Consider the following 20,606-nt stretch of genomic DNA (forward strand, 5'->3'; position numbering starts at 1 on the left):
TCGAGTTGCGTGAACGCGCCGGAATAGGCGCGTTCATGCACGGCGGATTGCGAAGGCGAACTCGTTGGCGAGTTCGCCTTTTTTGCTGGCGCCTAAGTCGAGATACCGGGGCGAACGCGGATTGAAACGCGGCGGTTTTTGACTACGATCTAAACAGGTTCTGCCCTTTTTAGTGGTTCATCATGCTTACCCGCACGCGCCTCCTTCGCCCCATGACTGAATGCCGCGCTCGCCGCGGCTGCGCATGGCCACTGTCTCTACGCGGCACCGCATACACTGCGTTGCTCGCACTTGCCGTCGCCGGTTGCACGTTCACCCCGCCGCCGCCACGCGCGGCCGTCCCGACGCCGCCCGCCGCAGTCAACAGCGCGACACTCGATCAGTATCGCGAGGCGGTCGCCCAACGCATCGTCGAGCGCAATCCTTCGTTTGTACTGCGCGGCAAGCCGCAAGCGATGCTGCGCTCGCTCGTCGTGGTGTCGTTCACCGTCGATCGCAACGGGCACGTGGTGGCGTCGTCGGTGTATCGCACGAACGGCGACGACGAAGCGGAAAGCACCGCGCTCGCCACGTTACGACGTGCATCACCGCTGCCATTGCCGCCGGGCAAATTGCTGAACGGCCGCGGCCAGCTCGAACTGTTCGAAGATTGGCTTTTCAACGACGACGGCAAGTTCCAGTTGCGCGAACTGGCTTCGCCGCAATCGCTGACCATCGACTGAACGCGGCCTGGCCGATCGGCCAGCCGCCTTGCTGCGCGCGCGCCGCGCTCGCTATAATTTTCCGATTCCCTCGCCGGAGCCTCCGGCACGGTGCAGGCCGCCCGCTCATCCGCCGGCGCGGCTTGCAGCCACCTGTCGCGGCGCCGCGTCATCCACGCGCGCCACGCAAACGCCTTCGCTGCGTGGCGCGTGATCGCCATGCACGCGCACAAGGCCGCATTCGCGCGCGAGTCCTCACGACCAACGCTGTATGCTGCGGGTTCGTCGCCCGTCAGCGTGATGGCCGACGCGAGTTCGACTCAAGCGCACGAACCTGAACAAAGATGCCGATTGACCGCGCCGCTGCGCAGCCACACTGCGCCCCGATCGAGCGAGGCAACGCGGCATCACGATACATGGAGACCCTGCATGTCCACATCGCCGATTTCCGCGGCCGAGCCCAATGCGGCCGGACACACCAACAGTGCGCGGATCATCTTCGCGAGCTTCATCGGCACCGCGATCGAGTTCTACGATTTCTACGTCTACGCGACCGCCGCGGCGCTCGTCATCGGCCCGGTGTTTTTTCCGCACGGCTCGGCAACGGCTCAGGCCCTGTCGGCCTTCGTCACGTTCGGCATTGCGTTCGTCGCGCGGCCGATCGGCTCGTTCCTGTTCGGCCATTTCGGCGACCGCATCGGCCGTAAATCGACGCTCGTCGCGTCTTTGCTCGTGATGGGCGTCTCGACCACGCTGATCGGCTTCGTGCCGGGCTACGACTCCATCGGCAGTCTTGCACCGATCCTTCTGTGCATCTTGCGTTTCGGCCAGGGCATTGGCCTCGGCGGTGAATGGGGCGGCGCGGCGCTGCTCGCCACCGAAAACGCGCCTGCCGGCAAGCGCGGCTGGTTCGGCATGTTCCCGCAACTCGGACCGTCGATCGGCTTTCTCGCGTCCAACGGCCTCTTCTTCGCGCTTGCGATGTCGTTGAGCGACGCGCAGTTCCGTAGCTGGGGCTGGCGCGTGCCGTTCCTCGTAAGCGCGGTGCTGGTCGCGCTCGGGCTTTACGTGCGGCTGAAGATCGCGGAGACACCGGCCTTCCAGGCCGCCATCGAACGTCAGGAGCGCGTGAAGGTGCCCATCGCGACGCTGCTGTCGCGGCATTGGGTGCCCACGCTGCTGGGCGCGCTCGCGATGGTGGTCTGCTACACGCTGTTCTATAACGCAACCACGTTCTCGCTGTCGTATGGCGTGTCGGTGCTGCACATTCCGCGGCAAACCTTCCTCGGGCTGCTGTGCATCGCCGTGGTGTTCATGGCGCTTGCCACGCCGCTGTCCGCCTGGGCAAGCGACCGCTATGGCCGCAAGCCGGTGCTGATCGTGGGCATCGTCGCAGCGGTCCTGTCGGGCTTCACCATGGCGCCGCTCCTCGGCAGCGGACAAACGCCGCTGGTGCTGCTGTTCCTCGTCATCGAACTGTTCCTGATGGGCGTGACCTTTGCGCCGATGGGCGCGCTGCTGCCCGAACTGTTTCCGACCAACGTCCGCTATACCGGCGCGGGTGTGTCGTACAACCTGGGCGGGATTCTCGGCGCATCGGTTGCGCCGTACATCGCGCAAATGCTGGCCGCGCGCGGCGGGCTGCCGTGGGTGGGCGCGTATGTGTCGATCGCTGCGGCCGTCAGCATGATCGGCGTGCTGTGCATGCGCGAGACACGCGACTCGCGCTTGATGTGACGCGGCGATAGACAGGCAGGAGACCTCGGCGGATTGATCGCTGAAGTCCCTGCCTGGCGGAGGTTTCGCTGAGTGAATCCCCTGCCTTGCGCGCCTTTTTGACTTGCCTATACTCGACCTGAATGACCCTATGGCAAGCAGGGAGGCCCGGATGAACCTTCACTTACATAATGCCGACGTCGTGACGATCATCGCGCTCGCGTTGTTGTGTTCGCTGCTGCTGGCGCTGCGTTTTCGTCCCGCCACCTGGAAAGGCATTGTCGTCGAGGCGCTGGCGGCGAACGCGGCAGCCATTACCGCTGTGATCGCGTTCGAGATGCTGGTGGCCTGACGCCCGCACCGTCAGTTGCGGGCCGGCTTTGCGCCGGCCGCGAGCTTAACGGTAGTAATAGCCGTGATGGTGGTAGTAGCCTCCACCGCCGTAGTAGTAGCCCGGCGCCGGCGCGACAACGCAGCCGCCAAGCAGGGTTGCGAGTACGGTGCCGGCGATCAGAGTCAGGAGCAGGCGTTTCATGTTGTTCTCCATCGAGTCAGGTTCGTTCGAGAAATCTCGAATGACTCGATTGAACACGACGTGCGGCTGCCAGAACGTTGCCAGTTGTAAGGGAAGATCACGCGCGTGTTACACGTTCGCCGATCCGCGCGACTCGTCCGGACACGTGGCAATGCACGCTCACATCCGATGAAAACACCGCCTATACTGACTTGAAGATGTCGGTCGGTAATGAGCCTTGAGTGTATTGCCTCGCGGCCTTCCTGAAGGCGGTATTGGCGTCTGCCAGGCGCGGATTGCGAGCGCCATTCAGCCTTGTTCGCCAACACGCGCAACGGGCGCGAGCGCTCAACCGACCAACGAAAAGCGACAGATTTAACAACCGTGTAATGAGCGCTTTGCGTCTCGCACGGTTGCGCAGCAAGCCGAATCGTTTTCGCCCAGCGTTCCCCGACGCGGGCGTTTATAGGGGCGTCACGTCATAGTGCCAGTGGAATAAGCACTCTGCGCGCGACGCCCTTTTCTTTGAGCAAACGATTGCGGTCGAGGCAGCGCTCAAGCCGCAGCAGAACCCTGCCCGGCGACGGCGGGCGGCTTGCTGTGCACGTAGTCGATGGCATCGAGCACGGCGCTGATGGGGGGCACCGAAAGGCCGTCGCCAACCGAGATCGAGCGGAACGGTGCTTCCACGCCGCAATGTTCAGGCGATGTCGATACGAAAACCATGACCGTGCGCTTCAGCAGCGCATGCGCGAGGTGGACAAAACCGGTGTCCGCGCCGACCACCAACGAGCACGCGTCGATCATTTGCGCGATTTCCGTCACGGTCATCTTCGGCAGGACCTTCGAGCCTGGTACCTGCGCGGCGATCTGCTCGGCCTCGATGCGCTCGCCTTCCGAACCCCACGGCAAGACCACGCGGAAGCCGCGTTGCGAAAGCTCGGTGCCGACCACCGCCCAATGCGAGATCGGCCACTTCTTGTCGTCTTTCGACGTCGCATGAAAAAGCGCGGCGACGGGCGCGCGCTCACCTTCGAACGGCGGTCTCGCCGGCTCCGGCAACTTCAGGTCGTAGACGGGCGGGCCTTCAACTTCGTAGCCGAGAGCCTCGCCCGCGCTGATACGCATGCCATGCCACGCATTGCATCGCGGACGCGGACCAAAACGCCCCGTGTACGCGAACGCAGCGCCCCGCTCGCCCAGATCCTGAGACTGGTAGCCGATGCAACGCGACGAGCGGGCCAGAAACGCGATGATCGCGCTTTTGTACACGCCGTGAATGTCGATGATGTAATCGTAGCGATACGCACGCAGCTCCGCGATGGACGCCGCGATCGCCTTGAAGTCGGCCCACCGGCGCGCTTTCTTGAAACGCCGCAGCGGCGCGAACAGCACACGGTCGATGCCCTTGCACCATTGCGCCGCTTCGGCGAATGCTTCGTCTGCGGCCCAATCCACTTGAACGCCAGGAAATGCGCGTTTGATATCCGCTACGACGGGCAGCGCTTGCACGATATCGCCGAGGGAGGTGACCTTGACGATAAGGACTCGCTTCATTGAGGGCCTTCGGTTGTTCAACGTCAAAATATTTTAGCCGACGAATGGAATAGTCTTTGCTGAAACGGGCAATGCGGCCGCCGGAAAACAATACGGCGTCTTACATCGCGCGCCTTACAGCTTACCTTTTTACTTCATTTCACAAAGCTTTCATACGGTTTTACGTTTTCCGCGCGCTTTATACTTCATCCTTTGCACATCCAGATCTCATGTCGCGAGCGCAACCTCTTCTTTCTTCCGGGATCGTGCGTCGCGCGAGACGTCTTTGGCGCCAGTACGGCATTTTCTGGCTCGGGGCGATCGCGGTCGGGCTCGTGGCGGTGCTCTACGCGCGGCTGATCGACTGGGGCTACGAGGAATTCCGCACGGTGCAGCGCGAGCACGTGTGGGCGCCGCTCATCATCACCCCCGCGGTGGCGGCGCTCGCCGTATGGCTCACGCGCAAGTTCTTTCGCGGCGCCGAAGGCAGCGGCATTCCTCAGGTAATCGCCACGCTTCATTCGAAACCCGGCGAATATGGCGCGCGGCTCCTGTCATTTCGCATTCTATTCGGCAAGATCGTGGTGTCGTTTCTGGCGATACTCGGCGGATTTACGATCGGCCGCGAAGGGCCGACCGTGCAAGTGGGCGCGGCCCTCATGTTCAATCTGCGCAGGCTGTATCCGCGTTCGAACGCACTGATCGAGCGGCAACTGGTGCTGGCCGGCGCGGCAGCGGGTCTATCGGCGGCGTTCAATACTCCGCTCGCGGGCATCGTGTTCGCCATCGAGGAACTGACGCGCAGTTTCGAAGCCCGCGCGAGCGGCGTGCTGATCACCGCCATCATCATCGCCGGTGTGATCGCGCTGGGACTGAACGGCAACTATACGTACTTCGGCACCATTCAGATCGGCGCGCACTTTCCCGATCTGCTCGCGCTCGCGGTGCTGCTCACGGCCATCATTACGGGTATTGCGGGCGGCGTGTTTTGCTGGCTGCTGCTGAACACCGCGCGCTGGATTCCCGCGCCGCTGCGTCAATTGCACGGCGAGCGGCCCGTCGCGTTCGCCGCGCTGTGCGGCTTCGTGATCGCGGGAGTCGGCCTGGTTTCGGGCGGCACCACGTTCGGCAGCGGCTATGCGGAAGCGCGCGGTTTGCTCGACGGACACGAACAGCTGTCGGTGTTCTATCCGTTCCTCAAAATGATTTCGATGGTCGGCTCGTACCTGCCGGGCATTCCAGGCGGCATCTTCGCGCCATCGCTGTCGATCGGCGCAGGCTTCGGCAATCTGCTGCACATGGTGTTCGGCTCCATGCAACTGCCGATGCTGATCGCGCTCGCCATGGTCGGCTATCTGGCCGCCGTCACGCAGTCGCCGATCACGTCTTTCGTGATCGTGATGGAGATGATCAACGGTCACGCGCTCGTGATTTCGCTGATGGCCACCGCGCTGATCGCGAGCCGCGTGTCGCGCTTTTTTGCGCCGCCGCTTTACGAGGCGCTTTCCGAGCGCTACATGGCGCCGCTGCCGCGCCCGGCGCCTGCTCCGGTGCCGGAAGTGCCCGCGGTGGATGCGCCAGAAGTCGACGCATCGGAGCCGGTGGCGGAAGTCATCGCCGCAGATAGTTCCAACGAGACGTCTGCTGACAGTTCAGCTGATGCCTCCGCTCGCACATCCGCCGACAACCCGACCGCTCGACCCGCTGATAGACCGACTGAAGGCGGTTCGCCCGCACCTCGTCCGTAAGCCGCGCTCGTTGACGTTCGCCGACGTTCGCGCGGCGCGCGCATCGACTCTCGCCGACACGCGCCGACCGCGACCAGCAGACTTATAAGGTCTGCGGAATCTCTATCTTGACCTCGAGCACCTCGAGGTCGTCCTGGCGCTCGAGACTCACGCGGATGTCGTCGTCGGAAATCCGCACATACTTTGAAATCACGGCGACCAGTTCGCGTTGCAACGCAGGCAGATAATCGGCGGGAGCATGACCGCCGGCGCGCTCGTGCGCGATGATCAACTGCAGGCGTTCCTTCGCTACCGACGCGGATTTCTTCTTCTCGCCCAGCAAAAACGAAAGAATCGACATAACGTGCGCTCCCCTTACTTGGTGCCGAAGAGGCGCTGCAGCAGCCCGGGCTTCTGGTAATCGGTAAAGCGAAGCGATTTCTGCTCGCCGAGAAAACGCGATACGACGTCTTTATAAGCTTCGGCCACGTCGGTGCCGTCGAGATGCACTGCAGGCAGACCCTGATTCGACGCGTGCAGCACCGCTTCGGATTCCGGGATCACGCCGATCAGGTCGATGCGCAGGATTTCCTGGATGTCGGTCAGCGACAGCATCTCGCCTTCGCTCACGCGCTTCGGGTTGTAGCGCGTGATCAGCAGGTGCTCCTTGATCGGCTCCTTGCCTTCAATCGCGCGCTTGGTTTTCGACGACAGGATGCCGAGAATGCGGTCCGAGTCGCGCACCGACGACACTTCCGGGTTCGTCACGATCAGCGCTTCGTCTGCAAAATGCATGGCGAGGAGCGCGCCGGATTCGATACCGGCCGGCGAGTCGCACACGATGTATTCGAAGTCCATCGCGATCAGGTCGTTGATGACCTTCTCGACGCCTTCCATGGTCAGCGCGTCTTTGTCACGCGTTTGCGAGGCCGGCAGAATGAAGAGGTTCTCGCACTTCTTGTCCTTGATCAGCGCCTGGTTCAGATTGGCTTCGCCCTGAATGACGTTGATCAGGTCGTACACGACGCGGCGCTCACAGCCCATGATGAGATCGAGATTGCGCAGACCGACGTCGAAGTCGATCACGGCGGTCTTGCTGCCACGCAACGCGAGGGCCGATGCAAAACTCGCGCTCGTGGTCGTCTTGCCCACGCCACCTTTGCCCGATGTCACCACAATGATTTTTGCCATTACCCTTACCTTGTGTTCGTCAAATTCGTCAATTATGTGCGGCCATATTTCGCCCCCGACGCCGCGCGCCGTCAACGTTCGGCGCAGCGGATCCGACAGCGCTTAAGTGAGCCGCAATGGTTCGATCATCAACTTTTCGTCTTCGAGCCAGATCTGCACCGGCTTGCCGAGCACGTCGGCCGGCAGCGGGTTCTCGGTCGTCCGATAGATGCCCGCGATCGAGATGAGTTCCGGTTCGAGACACGTGCAGAAAATGCGCGCGTCGTGATTGCCTTGCACGCCAGCGAGCGCACGCCCGCGCAACGGCGCATAGATATGGATGTTGCCTTCAGCGATAACTTCCGCGCCGTAGCTCACGAGCCCAAGCACGACGAGATCGCCCTTTGCGTAGATGCGCTGACCCGAGCGCAGCGGCTTCTCCACCACCATGGTTTGCGAAGACGTGGCAAGACGCACGGGCTCGGCGGCCGGCGCAGGCGCGGGCTCAACCGATGCGGTTGCGGCCGTCTGATTCGCAGGCGCCGTGCTTGCACCTGAGTTTGCTGCGTCGGCCAAGTCCGCCGCCGATGCACCCGCGGCTTCTTCGTCAGCCGATTTTGCGGACGCGCCGCGGCGGTCGCGCGCTTCGAGCAACGGCAGCGCCGACGCCGCCGCCCACGACTGCTGCGTGTCGGCGACCACGCCGACCGGACGCATGCGCACGCTCTCGAGCAACTGTGCGATCTCGGCGAGCGGCACGCGTTCGTTGCCGGCGAGCCGGCGCACGTCTATCGCGACGACGTCGTTAGCGAAAAATTCGGGGGTCGCCTCAAAGCGCCGGGTCAGCTCGGCACGCATGGCATCGAGGTCGGTTGTCTTGACCACAAACAGGAGCGTGTCGACGGAACCGCTGCGGAGTTCGAAAAAGGGCGATTTCTTGGGCGACATAACGTTCGGCAAAAATTTTGCGTATTTTACAGGCGTCCGCGCGCGCGGCGAGATTTTTTGCCGGACAACGAGCGTCTGGATGTTCACACGTGCTCGCGCGGAAACGATCGAACCGCGCGGCACATGAACGGGCGAGGCGGGAACGCTGCTGGAATGCGGACGGAAATGCGGATGAAAATGCAGATGGCGATGCGGACAGCGACGCGGACGGGAATTCGAAACAGGCGGCGGACGGTTGCGCTACTCGGCAGTTCACTGGTCGACTGCTGTCGACGTGGACGGCACGTGGCGAACCAGCAAACTTTCGACCTGCTCTGGCGCACGCGCGACGCGCCGATGTTCGCCGGTCGGCCCGAAACCGAGCGCTTCGTAAAAGCGCATCGCGTTGCGATTCGAGTCGGCGACCCATGCGTAGATTTCCGCCGCGCCCTCGTTGGCAAGCCAGCCGCTAGCCGTATCGACCAGCAACTCTCCGCCGCGAAGATGCCGGACCGCAGGCGCCACCCACAGTTCGCACACGAACGCGCGGCGCTCATCGGCTTCTTCGAAGTGCGCTTCGACCAGTCCGGCCGGATGACCCTCGGTGTAGAGAATGAAAGTGCTGATGGCGGCAGAAACCGCGTGTTCTGCGGCGACGGCGTCAAAGCTCGCGGCGTCCGCGGACAATGCGTCTTCTAGCGTTGCGCCGAACGCATAGGGCGCCTCACGCAGGGACGCTGTACGAAGTTCGCGAAAAACGGCGCCCTGATCAGCGGCGATACGGCGAACGGTCAGTGACGGACTCATGCAGACGAAAACCCCTTGAAACCTTAAGCCGTAGCTTTAACCGAACCGGCGCGAGAGTCAATTCATTCTTTGACGGGCGATCTTATCGCGCAAGCCGGTTCACGCAAAGCGCGCAGGCAACCCCGAGCATTTCGCGCGCCCGGCGCCTGGCGCCTGGCGCCATACCCGTCGACGTCATGCGCAGCGTGTTTGCCTCACGGTGCTGCGTAGCTGCCGGTGCCGTCCGGCCAGGGCGTGAGGAGTTCGTAGCCGTCGTCGGTGACCGCGATCATGTGTTCCCACTGCGCAGACAGCGAGCGGTCTTTCGTGACCACCGTCCAGCCGTCGCGCAATACCGTGGTACCGGCGCGGCCCGCGTTGATCATCGGCTCGATCGTGAAGACCATGCCGGGCTTCAGACGTATGCCTTGCCCCGGCTGGCCGTAATGCAAAACCTGCGGGTCTTCGTGATAAACCTTGCCGATGCCGTGGCCACAGTAGTCGCGCACGATCGAAAAACCATCGCGTTGCGCGACCTTCTGGATCGCGTGGCCGACATCGCCAAGTGTCGCTCCCGGCTTCACTTCGCGAATGCCCGCAAGCATTGCCTCATAGGTCGTGTCGACCAGTTGACGAGCCACCGTGCTCGGCTGGCCGACGCAATACATGCGGCTCGTGTCGCCGAAGTAGCCGTCTTTGATGATCGCCACGTCGATATTGATGATGTCGCCGTCTTTCAGCACTTCGCTGCGGTTCGGAATGCCGTGGCAAACCACCTGATTGACCGAGGTGCACACCGTCTTTGGAAAACCCAGATAACCGACGTTGGCCGGAATCGACTTTTGCGTGTTGACGATGTAGTCATTGCACAGTGCGTCCAGCTCGTCGGTGGAGACACCGGCCTTCACGTGCTCGCCGATCATGGCCAGCACGTCGGCCGCAAGGCGGCCAGAGATACGCAGCTTGGCAATGTCGTCAGGAGTCTTGTAGGTAATGGCCATGTATTCGGTCGATGGGTTCGCAGGTAGGTCGATATTCAATCGAACGGCCAATTGTACAGAGGATCGGCGCGGGGGCCGGGCAAAGCGGGGAAGAGATTGATGGGTCAGCGGGTTGATGACTCAGCGGCAGGTGGAATTCCCCGCGAGCAGCGATAAGTTAGCATCGCTTATGAATGCCAGACTCATATCCGACGTCAGAACGACGGGTCATTTGACACGCCGAAACGAAAACAGGCCCCGAAGGGCCTGTTTTCTGAATTTGGCGGAAAGGGTGAGATTCGAACTCACGGTACCCCTAAAGGTACACCGGATTTCGAGTCCGGCGCATTCGACCACTCTGCCACCTTTCCGTGTTTTCCGACTTGCCACAACGAGGCGGTTTTGTCAGATCCAAGCGGGTCGCTGCTTGGGAGAGAAAGATTATAGAACAGCTGATCTGGATTTCCAAGTACCTCGCCGAAAAAATTTCGACGAATACCGGCGATCAAATCACGCGGTTGGCGTCCACCCGACGCGAATCAGGCCGCCGGCACTTCCAGCCGCTCGACGCCGCCAAGGTATGGCCGCAGCGCCGCCGGCACCGTCACGGAGCCGTCGGCGTTCTGGAAGTTCTCGAGCACGGCCACGAGCGTGCGACCCACCGCGAGACCCGAACCGTTCAGCGTATGAACGAGTTCCGGCTTGCCTTGCGCGTTCCGGTAGCGCGCCTGCATCCGGCGAGCCTGGAACGACTCCGTGTTCGAACAGCTCGAAATTTCGCGATAGGTGTTCTGCGCCGGCAACCAGACTTCGAGGTCGTAAGTCTTGGTCGCCGAGAAGCCCATGTCGCCCGTGCACAGCGTGATCACGCGGTACGGCAATTCCAGCTTTTGCAGAATCGTCTCGGCGTGGCCGACCATCTGCTCCAATGCGTCATACGACGTTTCCGGCGCCACGATCTGCACCATTTCAACCTTGTCGAACTGATGCTGACGGATCATGCCGCGCGTGTCGCGTCCATACGAGCCCGCTTCCGAACGGAAGCACGGCGAATGGGCGGTCAGCTTGATCGGCAACGCGCCCGCTTCCACGATGCTGTCGCGCACCGTGTTCGTCAGCGAAATTTCCGACGTGGAGATCAGATACTGCGTGACCGTGTTTTCGCCGCCGCCCTTCTCGACGCGGAACATGTCGTCGGCGAACTTGGGCAACTGGCCGGTGCCGTACAGAATTTCCGGATTCACGATATACGGCGTGTAAATCTCCGTATAGCCATGCTGCTGCGTGTGCGTGTCGATCATGAACTGCGCGAGCGCCCGATGCAGCCGTGCAATCTGCCCACGCAGCATCGTGAAGCGCGCGCCCGACAGCTTGGCGCCGGTCTCGAAATCGAGGCCGAGCGGCGCGCCGACATCCACGTGATCCTTGACTTCGAAATCGAACTGACGCGGCGTGCCCCAACGGCGCACCTCGACGTTATCCGCTTCGTCGCGTCCTGTCGGCACGCTCTCATGCGGAAGATTCGGCACGCCGAGCAGAAGATCCGACAGACGTTTTTGAATGTCGTCGAGCTTCGCCGCCGACGCCTTCATCTCGTCGCCGATGCCGCCGACTTCCGCCATCACGGCCGAAGTGTCCTCGCCCCGCCCTTTCATCGCGCCGATCTGCTTCGACAGGCTGTTGCGGCGCGCCTGCAGTTCTTCGGTGCGAGTCTGGGTGTCGCGGCGTTCCGCTTCGAGCGCGGTAAAGGCCGCCACGTCGAGGGTATAGCCGCGGTCGGCGAGGCGCTTCGCGACGCCGTCGAGGTCTTTGCGCAGCAACTGGATGTCGAGCATGGGATGGGGCGGTATTCGTTGTATGAAGGTGGGATTTTAGCGCACCGGCGGCACCGGACAGGCTCAACTCTTCTTGAGCTTGTTCTCGTTGCGCCACTGCGCGTCGAGTTCGGCAAGACGCGCCATCTTGTCGCCTATCTTGCCTTCGAGGCCGCGCGGCGTCGGCGTGTACCAATGCGGATCGCGCATGTTCTCGGGCAAATACGTCTCGCCGGCCGCGTATGCATCCGGTTCGTCGTGTGCGTAGCGATATTCGTGGCCGTAGCCGAGCTCCTTCATGAGCTTGGTCGGCGCGTTTCGCAGATGCACCGGCACGCCGCGCGACTTGTCCTTGCTCACGAAGCGGCGCGCCTCGTTATACGCGTTGTAGCCGGCATTGGACTTCGGCGCGACGGCCAGGTAGATGATCGCCTGCGCGAGCGCGAGTTCGCCCTCGGGCGTGCCGAGCCGCTCGTAGGTTTCGGCGGCGTCGAGCGCAATGCGCGCGGCGCGCGGGTCGGCAAGACCGATGTCCTCCCACGCCATCCGGACGATGCGGCGCGCCAGATAGCGCGGGTCCGCGCCGCCGTCGAGCATGCGGCAGAACCAGTACAGTGCGCCGTCCGGGCTGCTGCCGCGCACCGACTTATGCAACGCGCTGATCTGGTCGTAGAAAGCGTCGCCGCCCTTGTCGAAGCGGCGCAGATTCTCGGCGAGCGCACTGCCGAGCAACGCGCCGTCGATCTCCGTGGTCTTCTGCTGCGAAGCCGCGCGCGCGACGATCTCAAGGTTGTTCAGCAGCTTGCGGCCGTCGCCGTCGGCGGAACCGATCAGCGCATCGCGCGCTTCGTCGGTAAACGTCAAGCCGTCGAGTTCCTGTTGCGCGCGCTCGAGCAGTTCGCCCAACTCTTCCTCGGTGAGACTCTTGAGCACGTAGACGGCCGCGCGCGACAGCAACGCGCTGTTCACTTCGAACGACGGATTCTCCGTAGTCGCGCCGATGAAGACGAAGAGCCCCGACTCGACATGCGGCAAGAACGCGTCTTGCTGACTCTTGTTGAAGCGATGCACTTCGTCGACGAACACTAGCGTCTGATGCCCGTTCGCGCGATGAATCTGCGCGGTCTCGACCGCCTCGCGAATGTCCTTCACACCGGACAGCACCGCCGACAACGCGATGAATTCCGCATGAAACGCGTCGGCCATGAGCCGCGCGAGCGTGGTCTTGCCGACGCCGGGCGGGCCCCAGAGGATCATCGAATGCGCTTCACCGGATTCGAATGCGACCCGCAGCGGCTTGTTCGGGCCGAGCAGATGCTTCTGACCGATTACTTCGTCGATATTGCGGGGCCGCAGGCGTTCGGCGAGCGGAACATTGGCACGGGTTTCTTCGAACATGACGTTTTGGGGATAATGTCGGCTTTTCCGGACGCGGCCCGCATGATGGTCCGTGTGATGATCGGCCTGAAGGCGGCATGCTGCCGGACGAGAGCGCAAAACCCGCACGACCAAGGCGCGAGGCGTGGGAAACGTCCTGCATTATGACAGTGACCGCGCGAGGACGAGCGGCGCGCATCCTGAACATGCACGCCGACTCGCATACAAGAGCAACCGGAACAGCAACAGCAACAGCAACACGACTCAGGGACAAGACCCGATGGCACAAGATCCACTCGCCGGCGACGCCGGTTCCACCTACGCGCCGCTCACGCCGGTACCCGACGCGCGCCGCGCCTTCCGTACCGGCGACGCATTCGCGCTCTGGTTCTCGCTCGGCATCGGCCTGCTGGTCGCGCAAGCCGGCGCGCTGCTAGTGCCGGGGCTGTCGCTGCCGCACGCGCTGCTGGCCATCGTGATCGGCAGCGCGATCGGCGTGGTTCTGCTCGCGCTCGCGGGCGTGATCGGCACGGACACCGGGCTCGCGGCGATGTCCTCGCTGCGTCCGACGCTCGGCGTGCGCGGCGCCTCGGTGCCGGCTGTGCTGAACGCGGTGCAACTGGTCGGCTGGGGTTCGTTCGAAGTCATCGTCATGCGCGATTCCGCCGACGCTCTTGCCAAGCAGGCATTCGGTCTTTCCATGCCGCTCGTCTGGACCATCATCTTCGGCTTGCTCGCGACGCTGCTCGCGATCAGCGGCCCGCTCTCGTTCGTGCGGCGCTTTCTGCGCACGTGGGGCATCTGGCTGCTGCTCGCCGGCGCGGCATGGCTCACATGGAGCCTGCTCGCGCAGCACGATCTGAGCGCGATGATGCGCCGCCCCGGCACTGGCGAGATGTCGTTCGGCGGCGCTATCGACCTCGTAGTGGCAATGCCGCTTTCATGGTTACCGTTGATCGCGGACTACACGCGCTTCGGCCGCCGCGCCGGCGACACGTTCCGCGGCACGCTGCTCGGCTATGGCATCGCGAACATCTGGTTCTATGCATTGGGCGCGATCTACGGTCTGGCCGCCGGTGGCGGCGACGCGCTGCTGACAAGCGCGCTTGCGCAAGCCGGCGGCGGGCTTGCGTTGCTGCTCATCCTGATCGACGAAGTGGACAACGCATTTGCCGACATTCATTCAGCAGCGGTGTCGACGGGCACCTTCTGGGCGCGCGGCAGTGTGCCGATGCTGTCGGCGGCGTTCGGCGCGCTGTGCACATTGATCGCGCTGCTTATACCGATGGCGAAGTATCAGAACTTCCTTCTGTTGATCGGCTCGGTGTTCGCGCCGCTTTTCGGCGTGGTGCTGGTCGATCACTTCATCGTGCGCAAGCGCCGTATAGAAGCCGCCATGCTCGCCGACGTACGCGGCCGTTACGGCTTCTCGGGCGGCTGGCATCTGAGCGCGTTCATTGCGTGGGCGATCGGCATTGCCGCTTATCAGGCGATCAACCAATGGCTCCCGAATCTCGGTGCGACGCTGCCCGCGCTGGTGATCGGCGCGGTGTGTTATCTCGCGTTCGTGTCGACGCGTAAAACCGCGTACGCGTGAGCGGCTCAATGCGCCGTAATTAAAGAAAAGGCCTAGATTTGCAGGCCTTTTCTGTTGCATCCGCCGCGCATCGCAGCGGATGGCGACCAAGCTCAGCGAGCAGCAGTCCGGTACTCGACGCCTGGCAGCACGCACAACAACTCGAACGCGAGGTTCGCGGCGAGGAGCGCCGTCGTGCCAAACGGATCATACGGCGGCGCCACCTCCACCAGATCGCATCCGACGATATTCAAGCCGCGCGCGCCGCGAATGATTTCGAGCGCCTGCGGCACGGTCAGTCCGGCAATTTCAGGCGTGCCGGTGCCGGGCGCAAAGGCCGGGTCGATACCGTCGATGTCGAACGTGATATAGACCGGGCCGTCGCCCATGCGCTCGCGCACGCGTGCCATTAGCGGCGCAAGCGACTGGTTCCAGCATGCCTCGGCCTGCACGACCTCGAAGCCTTGATCGCGGCTCCAGTCGAAATCTTCTGCCGCGTAGCCCGTGCCGCGCAGACCGATTTGCACGACGCGCTCGCAGTCGAGCAGCCCCTCTTCGACCGCGCGACGAAACGGCGTGCCGTGGGCGATTTTCTCGCCCATCATCGTGTCGTTGACGTCGGCGTGGGCGTCGACGTGAATCAGGCCGACCTTGCCGTGCTTGCGATGAATCGCCCGCAAAATAGGCAACGCGATGGTGTGATCGCCGCCGAGGGTGACCGGTTTGCAATCGTGCTGAAGTATCTCGTCGTAAGCGGTTTCAATCCGGGCGATCGAATCGTGCAGGTTGTACGGATTAATCGCGACGTCGCCCAGATCGGCCACGCGCAGAGAATCGAATGGCGCCGCGCGCGTTGCCATGTTGTAAGGGCGCAGCAGCACCGATTCGCTGCGAATCTGGCGCGGCCCAAACCGTGCGCCGGTGCGGTTGGACGTGCCCAGGTCGAACGGCACGCCGACGAAACATGCGTCGAATCCCTCTGCCGAGCCTACGTTCGGCAGGCGCATCATCGTGGCAATGCCGCCAGAGCGCGGCATTGCATTGCCGGACAGCGGCTGCGGCCGTTCACCGGCTTCAGGAGAAATGAAAGAAGAAGTATTCATCGTGTCTCGGCAATGGAAAGAATACGCAGCTTTTCGGAATGTGCGAACCGGCTATAGTGCGTGCGCTCATGCGTTCAGAAGGCACTCCGAACGCCTGAAAGCCGGGTGAATCTCCATTCTTGAGCACTTCCCGTCAACTTAAAATAGCCGCGCAGTAACCTTTACATCGATCCGCGGCGATGTATCCTGACGCATGTTCTCTCAACTCACCGACCTCGATTTACGACTCATCCGCGTGTTCCTTGCGATCGTCGACGCGGGCGGCGTCTCGTCGGCCCAAGCCACGCTCAACGTCGGCCAGTCGACCATCAGCACACAACTGGCCACGCTCGAAACGCGGCTTGGGTATCGGCTGTGCGAACGCGGCCGCGGCGGATTTCGGCTGAGCGCGCGCGGCGAACAGTTCGCCGACGCCGCTCGCGCGCTACTCGGTGCCGTCGACAGCTTCGGCATGCAGGCGCGCAATGTCGGCCGCAAGCTCGTGGGCACCCTCGACATCGGCATGATCGGGCACACGCCCGTATCGGCAAGTGCGCGCATTAGCAGCGCAATCGGCCGGTTTCGCTCGCGCGATCAGTCGGTGCGATTTTCGATTCTGGTGCGCTCGCCGGGCGAGCTCGAAGAGTTACTGCTCAATGGGCGGATTCAGGTGGGCATCGGGTATTTCTGGCATCGCGTGCCGTCGCTCGAATACACCGAGGTGTTTGCCGAAGACCAGTTCGCGTATTGCGCGAAAGGACATCCGCTGTTTGCTTCAGCCGGCGGCGTGTCGCCCGAGCAAGCTGCAACGCACGAATGGGCGTGGCGCAGCTATCCGTTGCCCGAAGCCGAAAGTTCGACCACGCCGCACAACGTCACCGCGGTCGCGGACAACATGGAAGCGGTCGCGATGCTCGTGCTATCCGGGCATCACCTCGGCTACCTGCCCGGACACTTCGCGGCGCCGTTCGTCGAGCAAGGGCTGCTCGCCGCGTTGAACCCGGAGCTAATGCGTTATCGCGTCGCGTTTCATATGGTCACGCGGACGCGGCAGCACAGAACGGACATTGTCGAAGCGTTCATCGAAGACATGAAGGCAGCCCATGCCGTCGAAGCTAAAGCGTAGCGTGCTCGCTGCGTTGTACTGGCGATAAAAAAGCCGCGCGTTCAGCGCGGCTTCTCTCGCAAACATCAATGCACGGCGAGCGGTTAGCCGTTGATCACGTCAGCGCCTTTCGGCACGGTAAATTTGAACGCATCCGCGGGCAGCGGCGGATTCTTCTGGATGTTCGAGAAAGTCAGCAACGTCACGTTGCCGAACACATCGTGCAATTCCATTGCTTGCAGATTGCCGTCCTTGAAGCCGATGCCCACGCGCTGAAATTGCGTGTCTTTCGCTTTCGGCGTGAGTTCGAGCCAGTCGATGCCGGCCTTGACACCCGCATCGCGCAAGGTGAAGTTCTTATCCAGATCGTTGCTGCCGAACAGGATTGCCGCCGGGCTCGCGCCGAGCGCGCCGCCGAGGCTTCTCACCGTCACCTGGTTCAGATCTTTGTCGTACACGTAAAGCTTGTCGCCGTCCGCCTGCAGCAATTGCGAGTAGGGTTTTTCGTATTGCCAGATGAACTTGCCGGGACGCGCGAACGTGAAAGTTCCGCTCGACGTACCGTTCTTGCCGCCGCCCGTGGTGGACAGCACGCCGCTCGCGCCGCTCGCTCCCTGCGCCTTGCTGGGCGCGCGTACTTCCTGCTGCACGAAGGTGCCGCGCGCCGAGTGAACCTGCGCGACGAACGCCTTCAATTGCTCGGTCCCGCTCGCAAACGCCTGCGAAGCGACGAGCATCGTCGCGCCGATCGCGGCTGTACCGACACCGCGTGCGATTGCGCGGGCAAACCGGCCGACGCTGCTGGATGCATGCTGCTGCACAAATAGCTGCATATGATTTTTCTCCCTTGATTTGAATTCGTTGAGCGACTGCTTTATCTGGCCTTGATTGACTCTGATTGGCTCTGATTGCGGCGCATCGACATGAGCAGTGTTTGCCGGTGGCCGTGAGCACAGCGTGACGCTTGCTGTGCGAGGCTCGGGGCGAACGCATGAGACTTCGGTCCCTGCGGTCTGTTGCGCTGAGCCTCAAACCGAGCTTAGGCAGGCAGGCTTAAACGAGCCTTAGAAGTCGGCGTCGAAGAGGACCCTGAACCCGGTTCTGCGCGGCGGATTTTGGGACCGCGTCCTTGATGTCCACATTGAAAGCGGACGTTCAAAGCCGACCATGAAGCAGGCCGCTGCAGCCATTGGGACCACGCCTCAGAAGCCCATCCGCGAAGCAGGCCCGGCAAGCGGAAAAAACTTCCCGCCATAACGCCTACTCCGCCTCTCGCGCCGGTGCCAGAATTTCGCGATTACCGTTCGACGACATCGCCGACACCACGCCTGAATTTTCCATTTGCTCCAGCAGGCGCGCCGCGCGGTTATAGCCGATGCGCAAATGCCGCTGCACCAGTGAAATCGACGCGCGCTTGTTTTTCAGCACCACGTCCACTGCCTGATCGTAGAGCGGATCTGATTCGCCGTCGCCTGATCCACCCGCTCCGGCGCCCGCCGAGCCCTCGTCGCCCTCACCGGTCACGCCGCCTTCGAGAATGCCTTCGATATAGTTCGGCTCGCCCTGCTCCTTGAGCTTGTCGACGACGCGGTGCACTTCTTCGTCCGACACGAACGCGCCGTGCACGCGGACCGGCAAGCCGCTGCCCGGCGGCAGGTAGAGCATGTCGCCCATACCGAGCAGCGATTCCGCGCCCTGCTGGTCGAGAATCGTGCGCGAGTCGATTTTGGACGACACCTGGAACGCCATCCGCGTCGGCACGTTAGCCTTGATGAGCCCGGTAATCACGTCGACCGACGGACGCTGCGTGGCGAGAATCAAGTGAATGCCGGCGGCGCGCGCCTTTTGTGCAATTCGCGCGATCAGTTCCTCGACCTTCTTGCCGACCACCATCATCAGGTCTGCAAGTTCGTCGATCACGATGACGATGTTGGGCAGGCGCGTGAGCGGCTCCGGTTCGTCCGGCGTGAGGCTGAAAGGGTTCGGCAGCTTTTCTTCGCGCTTGGCGGCTTCGTCGATCTTGTTGTTGTAGCCGGCGAGGTTACGCACGCCGAGCTTGCTCATCAGCTTGTAGCGCCGCTCCATTTCGGCGACCGCCCAGTTCAGCGCGTGACCCGCCTGGCGCATGTCGGTCACCACCGGACAGAGCAGATGCGGAATGCCTTCGTAGACGCTCATTTCGAGCATCTTCGGATCGATCAGGATCATGCGGACCTGGTCGGCGCTCGCCTTGTAGAGCAGCGACAGGATCATTGCGTTGATACCGACCGACTTGCCCGAACCGGTCGTACCCGCGACGAGCAGGTGAGGCATCTTCGCGAGGTCCGCGCATACGGGCTTGCCGCCGATATCCTTGCCGAGTCCCATGGTGAGCGGCGATGCCGCGTCCGCATACACCGCCGAGCCGAGAATTTCGGACAGGCTCACGGTCTGGCGGCGCTGATTCGGCAGTTCGAGCGCCATGAAATTCTTGCCCGGAATCGTCTCGACGACGCGGATCGATACCAGCGACAGCGAACGCGCGAGGTCTTTTGCGAGATTCACGATCTGGCTGCCCTTCACGCCAGTGGCCGGTTCGATCTCGTAGCGCGTGACGACCGGACCCGGATACGCGGCGACAACGCTCACCTCGACGCCGAAGTCCTTGAGCTTTTTCTCGATCAGACGCGAGGTGAATTCGAGCGTATCCGCCGAGATGGTTTCCTGCGCGGCGGGCGCCGGATCGAGCAGCGAGATAGGCGGCAGCGTGGAATCGCCAGGCAGATCGGTGAAAAGCGGCACTTGCCGTTCTTTCTCGACCCGCTCCGACTTGGCGGGCGTAACGACCGGCGGCACGATCACGACGGGCTCGTGCTCCTCGATACGCACGCGGCCTTTCTCGACCTTGCCTTCGCGCTTCACCGCCGCGGCCTCGCCCAGCTTGCGGTCGCGGCCCGCCTCGCGGCGCAGCTTCGCGAAGGTCACAGCCGAAATGATCGACTCCCCGAGCTTCTCCGACACCGACAGCCACGAAAACCGGAAATACAACGACAGGCCAATGCCGAGCACGATCAGCAGCGCGAGGGTGCCGCCCGTGAAACCGAGCGCATGCGACACGCCGCGCGCGACCGCTTCGCCGATCACGCCACCGGGCGCGCGCGGCAATTGCACCTTGAGCGACCACATGCGCAGCGCCTCGATGCCGTCGCAGGCAAGCAGCACGAGCATGAACGCAAAGGCGTCCGCGAGCCAGCTGGCATCGCGCGGCGCGTCTTCCTGCAAGTCTTCGTGACGGGTGATGCGCTTGTAGTTCGCGGAGATATGGCGGCCGAGCAGCACGATCCACCAGTAAGCGGAGAGGCCGAACAGCAGCAGCAGAATGTCCGAGGTCCACGCGCCCACGCGGCCCGCCCAGTTGGCGATGTGATCCACCTGCGCGGCGTGCGTCCAGCTCGGATCGCGCCGGCTGTAGCTGACGAGCGCCATCAGCAGGAAAACGCCGAGCGCGACCTGCAGAATCCAGCGGATTTCGGTGAAGAGACGCGACATGCGGTGCGGCAATGCCTGCGCGCTCGCGGTATAAGGAGCTTTTGCCATTGATCCTGTTGCTTGTGTG

Annotated in this window: 18 protein-coding genes and 1 tRNA gene; 6 read left to right on the forward strand and 13 right to left on the reverse strand. The window is 62.8% G+C overall.

Translation table 11 applies throughout. From position 1 onward, the window contains the following. Positions 1-182 precede the first annotated feature (182 nt). From SB753_RS23040 to SB753_RS23050, 3 genes are all read left to right on the forward strand, one after another. Positions 183-722 (forward strand): energy transducer TonB, encoded by a 540-nt coding sequence (locus SB753_RS23040; protein ID WP_410802014.1) that lies wholly within the window; start codon positions 183-185, stop codon positions 720-722. Positions 723-1,130: 408 nt separating this feature from the next. Then, positions 1,131-2,438: an MFS transporter gene (locus SB753_RS23045; RefSeq protein ID WP_020065218.1), complete on the forward strand. Its 1,308-nt coding sequence runs from the start codon at positions 1,131-1,133 to the stop codon at positions 2,436-2,438. 151 nt (positions 2,439-2,589) lie between these two features. Next, a complete protein-coding gene (locus SB753_RS23050) occupies positions 2,590-2,769 on the forward strand; it encodes a hypothetical protein (protein ID WP_020065217.1) in 180 nt (59 codons plus the stop codon). 45 nt (positions 2,770-2,814) lie between these two features. Here the strand turns inward: SB753_RS23050 and SB753_RS23055 are convergent, their stop codons facing one another. Both SB753_RS23055 and waaC read right to left on the reverse strand, forming a co-directional pair. Then, on the reverse strand, positions 2,815-2,952 hold the full coding sequence (locus SB753_RS23055; RefSeq protein WP_164701812.1) for a hypothetical protein: 138 nt from the start codon (positions 2,950-2,952) through the stop codon (positions 2,815-2,817). Positions 2,953-3,486: 534 nt separating this feature from the next. Beyond that, positions 3,487-4,488: a lipopolysaccharide heptosyltransferase I gene (gene waaC / locus SB753_RS23060; RefSeq protein WP_410802016.1), complete on the reverse strand. Its 1,002-nt coding sequence runs from the start codon at positions 4,486-4,488 to the stop codon at positions 3,487-3,489. Positions 4,489-4,697: 209 nt separating this feature from the next. On the opposite strand from waaC, the gene SB753_RS23065 reads away from it, so the two are divergent. After that, the gene (locus tag SB753_RS23065) at positions 4,698-6,215 is read left to right on the forward strand and encodes a chloride channel protein (protein ID WP_256971984.1); all 1,518 of its coding nucleotides are present in this window, start codon (positions 4,698-4,700) and stop codon (positions 6,213-6,215) included. A gap of 82 nt (positions 6,216-6,297) precedes the next feature. On the opposite strand, the gene minE is transcribed toward SB753_RS23065, so the two are convergent. The 8 genes from minE to SB753_RS23105 form a co-directional block, all read right to left on the reverse strand. Continuing rightward, complete coding sequence (minE, locus tag SB753_RS23070; protein WP_020065213.1) at positions 6,298-6,555, reverse strand: cell division topological specificity factor MinE; 258 nt, start codon at positions 6,553-6,555, stop codon at positions 6,298-6,300. A 14-nt stretch (positions 6,556-6,569) separates the two neighbouring features. Next, positions 6,570-7,385, reverse strand: a complete 816-nt coding sequence (gene minD / locus SB753_RS23075) for a septum site-determining protein MinD (protein ID WP_007175863.1) — start codon at positions 7,383-7,385, stop codon at positions 6,570-6,572. A gap of 102 nt (positions 7,386-7,487) precedes the next feature. Further along, positions 7,488-8,312: a septum site-determining protein MinC gene (minC, locus tag SB753_RS23080; protein ID WP_408486109.1), complete on the reverse strand. Its 825-nt coding sequence runs from the start codon at positions 8,310-8,312 to the stop codon at positions 7,488-7,490. 252 nt (positions 8,313-8,564) lie between these two features. Next, a complete protein-coding gene (locus SB753_RS23085; protein WP_020065210.1) occupies positions 8,565-9,098 on the reverse strand; it encodes a GNAT family N-acetyltransferase in 534 nt (177 codons plus the stop codon). A gap of 194 nt (positions 9,099-9,292) precedes the next feature. Further along, a complete protein-coding gene (map, locus tag SB753_RS23090) occupies positions 9,293-10,078 on the reverse strand; it encodes a type I methionyl aminopeptidase (RefSeq protein WP_408127572.1) in 786 nt (261 codons plus the stop codon). Positions 10,079-10,338: 260 nt separating this feature from the next. Continuing rightward, a tRNA-Ser gene (locus SB753_RS23095) sits at positions 10,339-10,428 on the reverse strand. 168 nt (positions 10,429-10,596) lie between these two features. Next, on the reverse strand, positions 10,597-11,892 hold the full coding sequence (gene serS, locus SB753_RS23100; protein ID WP_020065208.1) for a serine--tRNA ligase: 1,296 nt from the start codon (positions 11,890-11,892) through the stop codon (positions 10,597-10,599). Between the two features lie 63 nt (positions 11,893-11,955). Beyond that, entirely contained in the window at positions 11,956-13,269 is a 1,314-nt protein-coding gene (locus SB753_RS23105) for a replication-associated recombination protein A (protein WP_410802020.1), read from the reverse strand. Between the two features lie 259 nt (positions 13,270-13,528). Between SB753_RS23105 and cytX the strand changes: the two genes are divergently transcribed. Beyond that, complete coding sequence (gene cytX / locus SB753_RS23110) at positions 13,529-14,845, forward strand: putative hydroxymethylpyrimidine transporter CytX (protein ID WP_310354475.1); 1,317 nt, start codon at positions 13,529-13,531, stop codon at positions 14,843-14,845. A 92-nt stretch (positions 14,846-14,937) separates the two neighbouring features. Here the strand turns inward: cytX and speB are convergent, their stop codons facing one another. Next, positions 14,938-15,927: an agmatinase gene (gene speB, locus SB753_RS23115; RefSeq protein WP_410802022.1), complete on the reverse strand. Its 990-nt coding sequence runs from the start codon at positions 15,925-15,927 to the stop codon at positions 14,938-14,940. A 193-nt stretch (positions 15,928-16,120) separates the two neighbouring features. Between speB and SB753_RS23120 the strand changes: the two genes are divergently transcribed. Next, on the forward strand, positions 16,121-17,032 hold the full coding sequence (locus tag SB753_RS23120) for a LysR family transcriptional regulator (RefSeq protein WP_410802024.1): 912 nt from the start codon (positions 16,121-16,123) through the stop codon (positions 17,030-17,032). Between the two features lie 83 nt (positions 17,033-17,115). On the opposite strand, the gene lolA is transcribed toward SB753_RS23120, so the two are convergent. Together lolA and SB753_RS23130 are read right to left on the reverse strand one after the other, a co-directional pair. Continuing rightward, complete coding sequence (gene lolA, locus SB753_RS23125; RefSeq protein WP_410802026.1) at positions 17,116-17,844, reverse strand: outer membrane lipoprotein chaperone LolA; 729 nt, start codon at positions 17,842-17,844, stop codon at positions 17,116-17,118. Positions 17,845-18,271: 427 nt separating this feature from the next. Next, positions 18,272-20,587: a DNA translocase FtsK gene (locus SB753_RS23130; RefSeq protein ID WP_179214115.1), complete on the reverse strand. Its 2,316-nt coding sequence runs from the start codon at positions 20,585-20,587 to the stop codon at positions 18,272-18,274. Between the last annotated feature and the right edge of the window lie 19 nt (positions 20,588-20,606).

This window comes from Paraburkholderia sp. SIMBA_053 (genome assembly GCF_046534895.1).
Lineage (GTDB): Bacteria > Pseudomonadota > Gammaproteobacteria > Burkholderiales > Burkholderiaceae > Paraburkholderia > Paraburkholderia caledonica.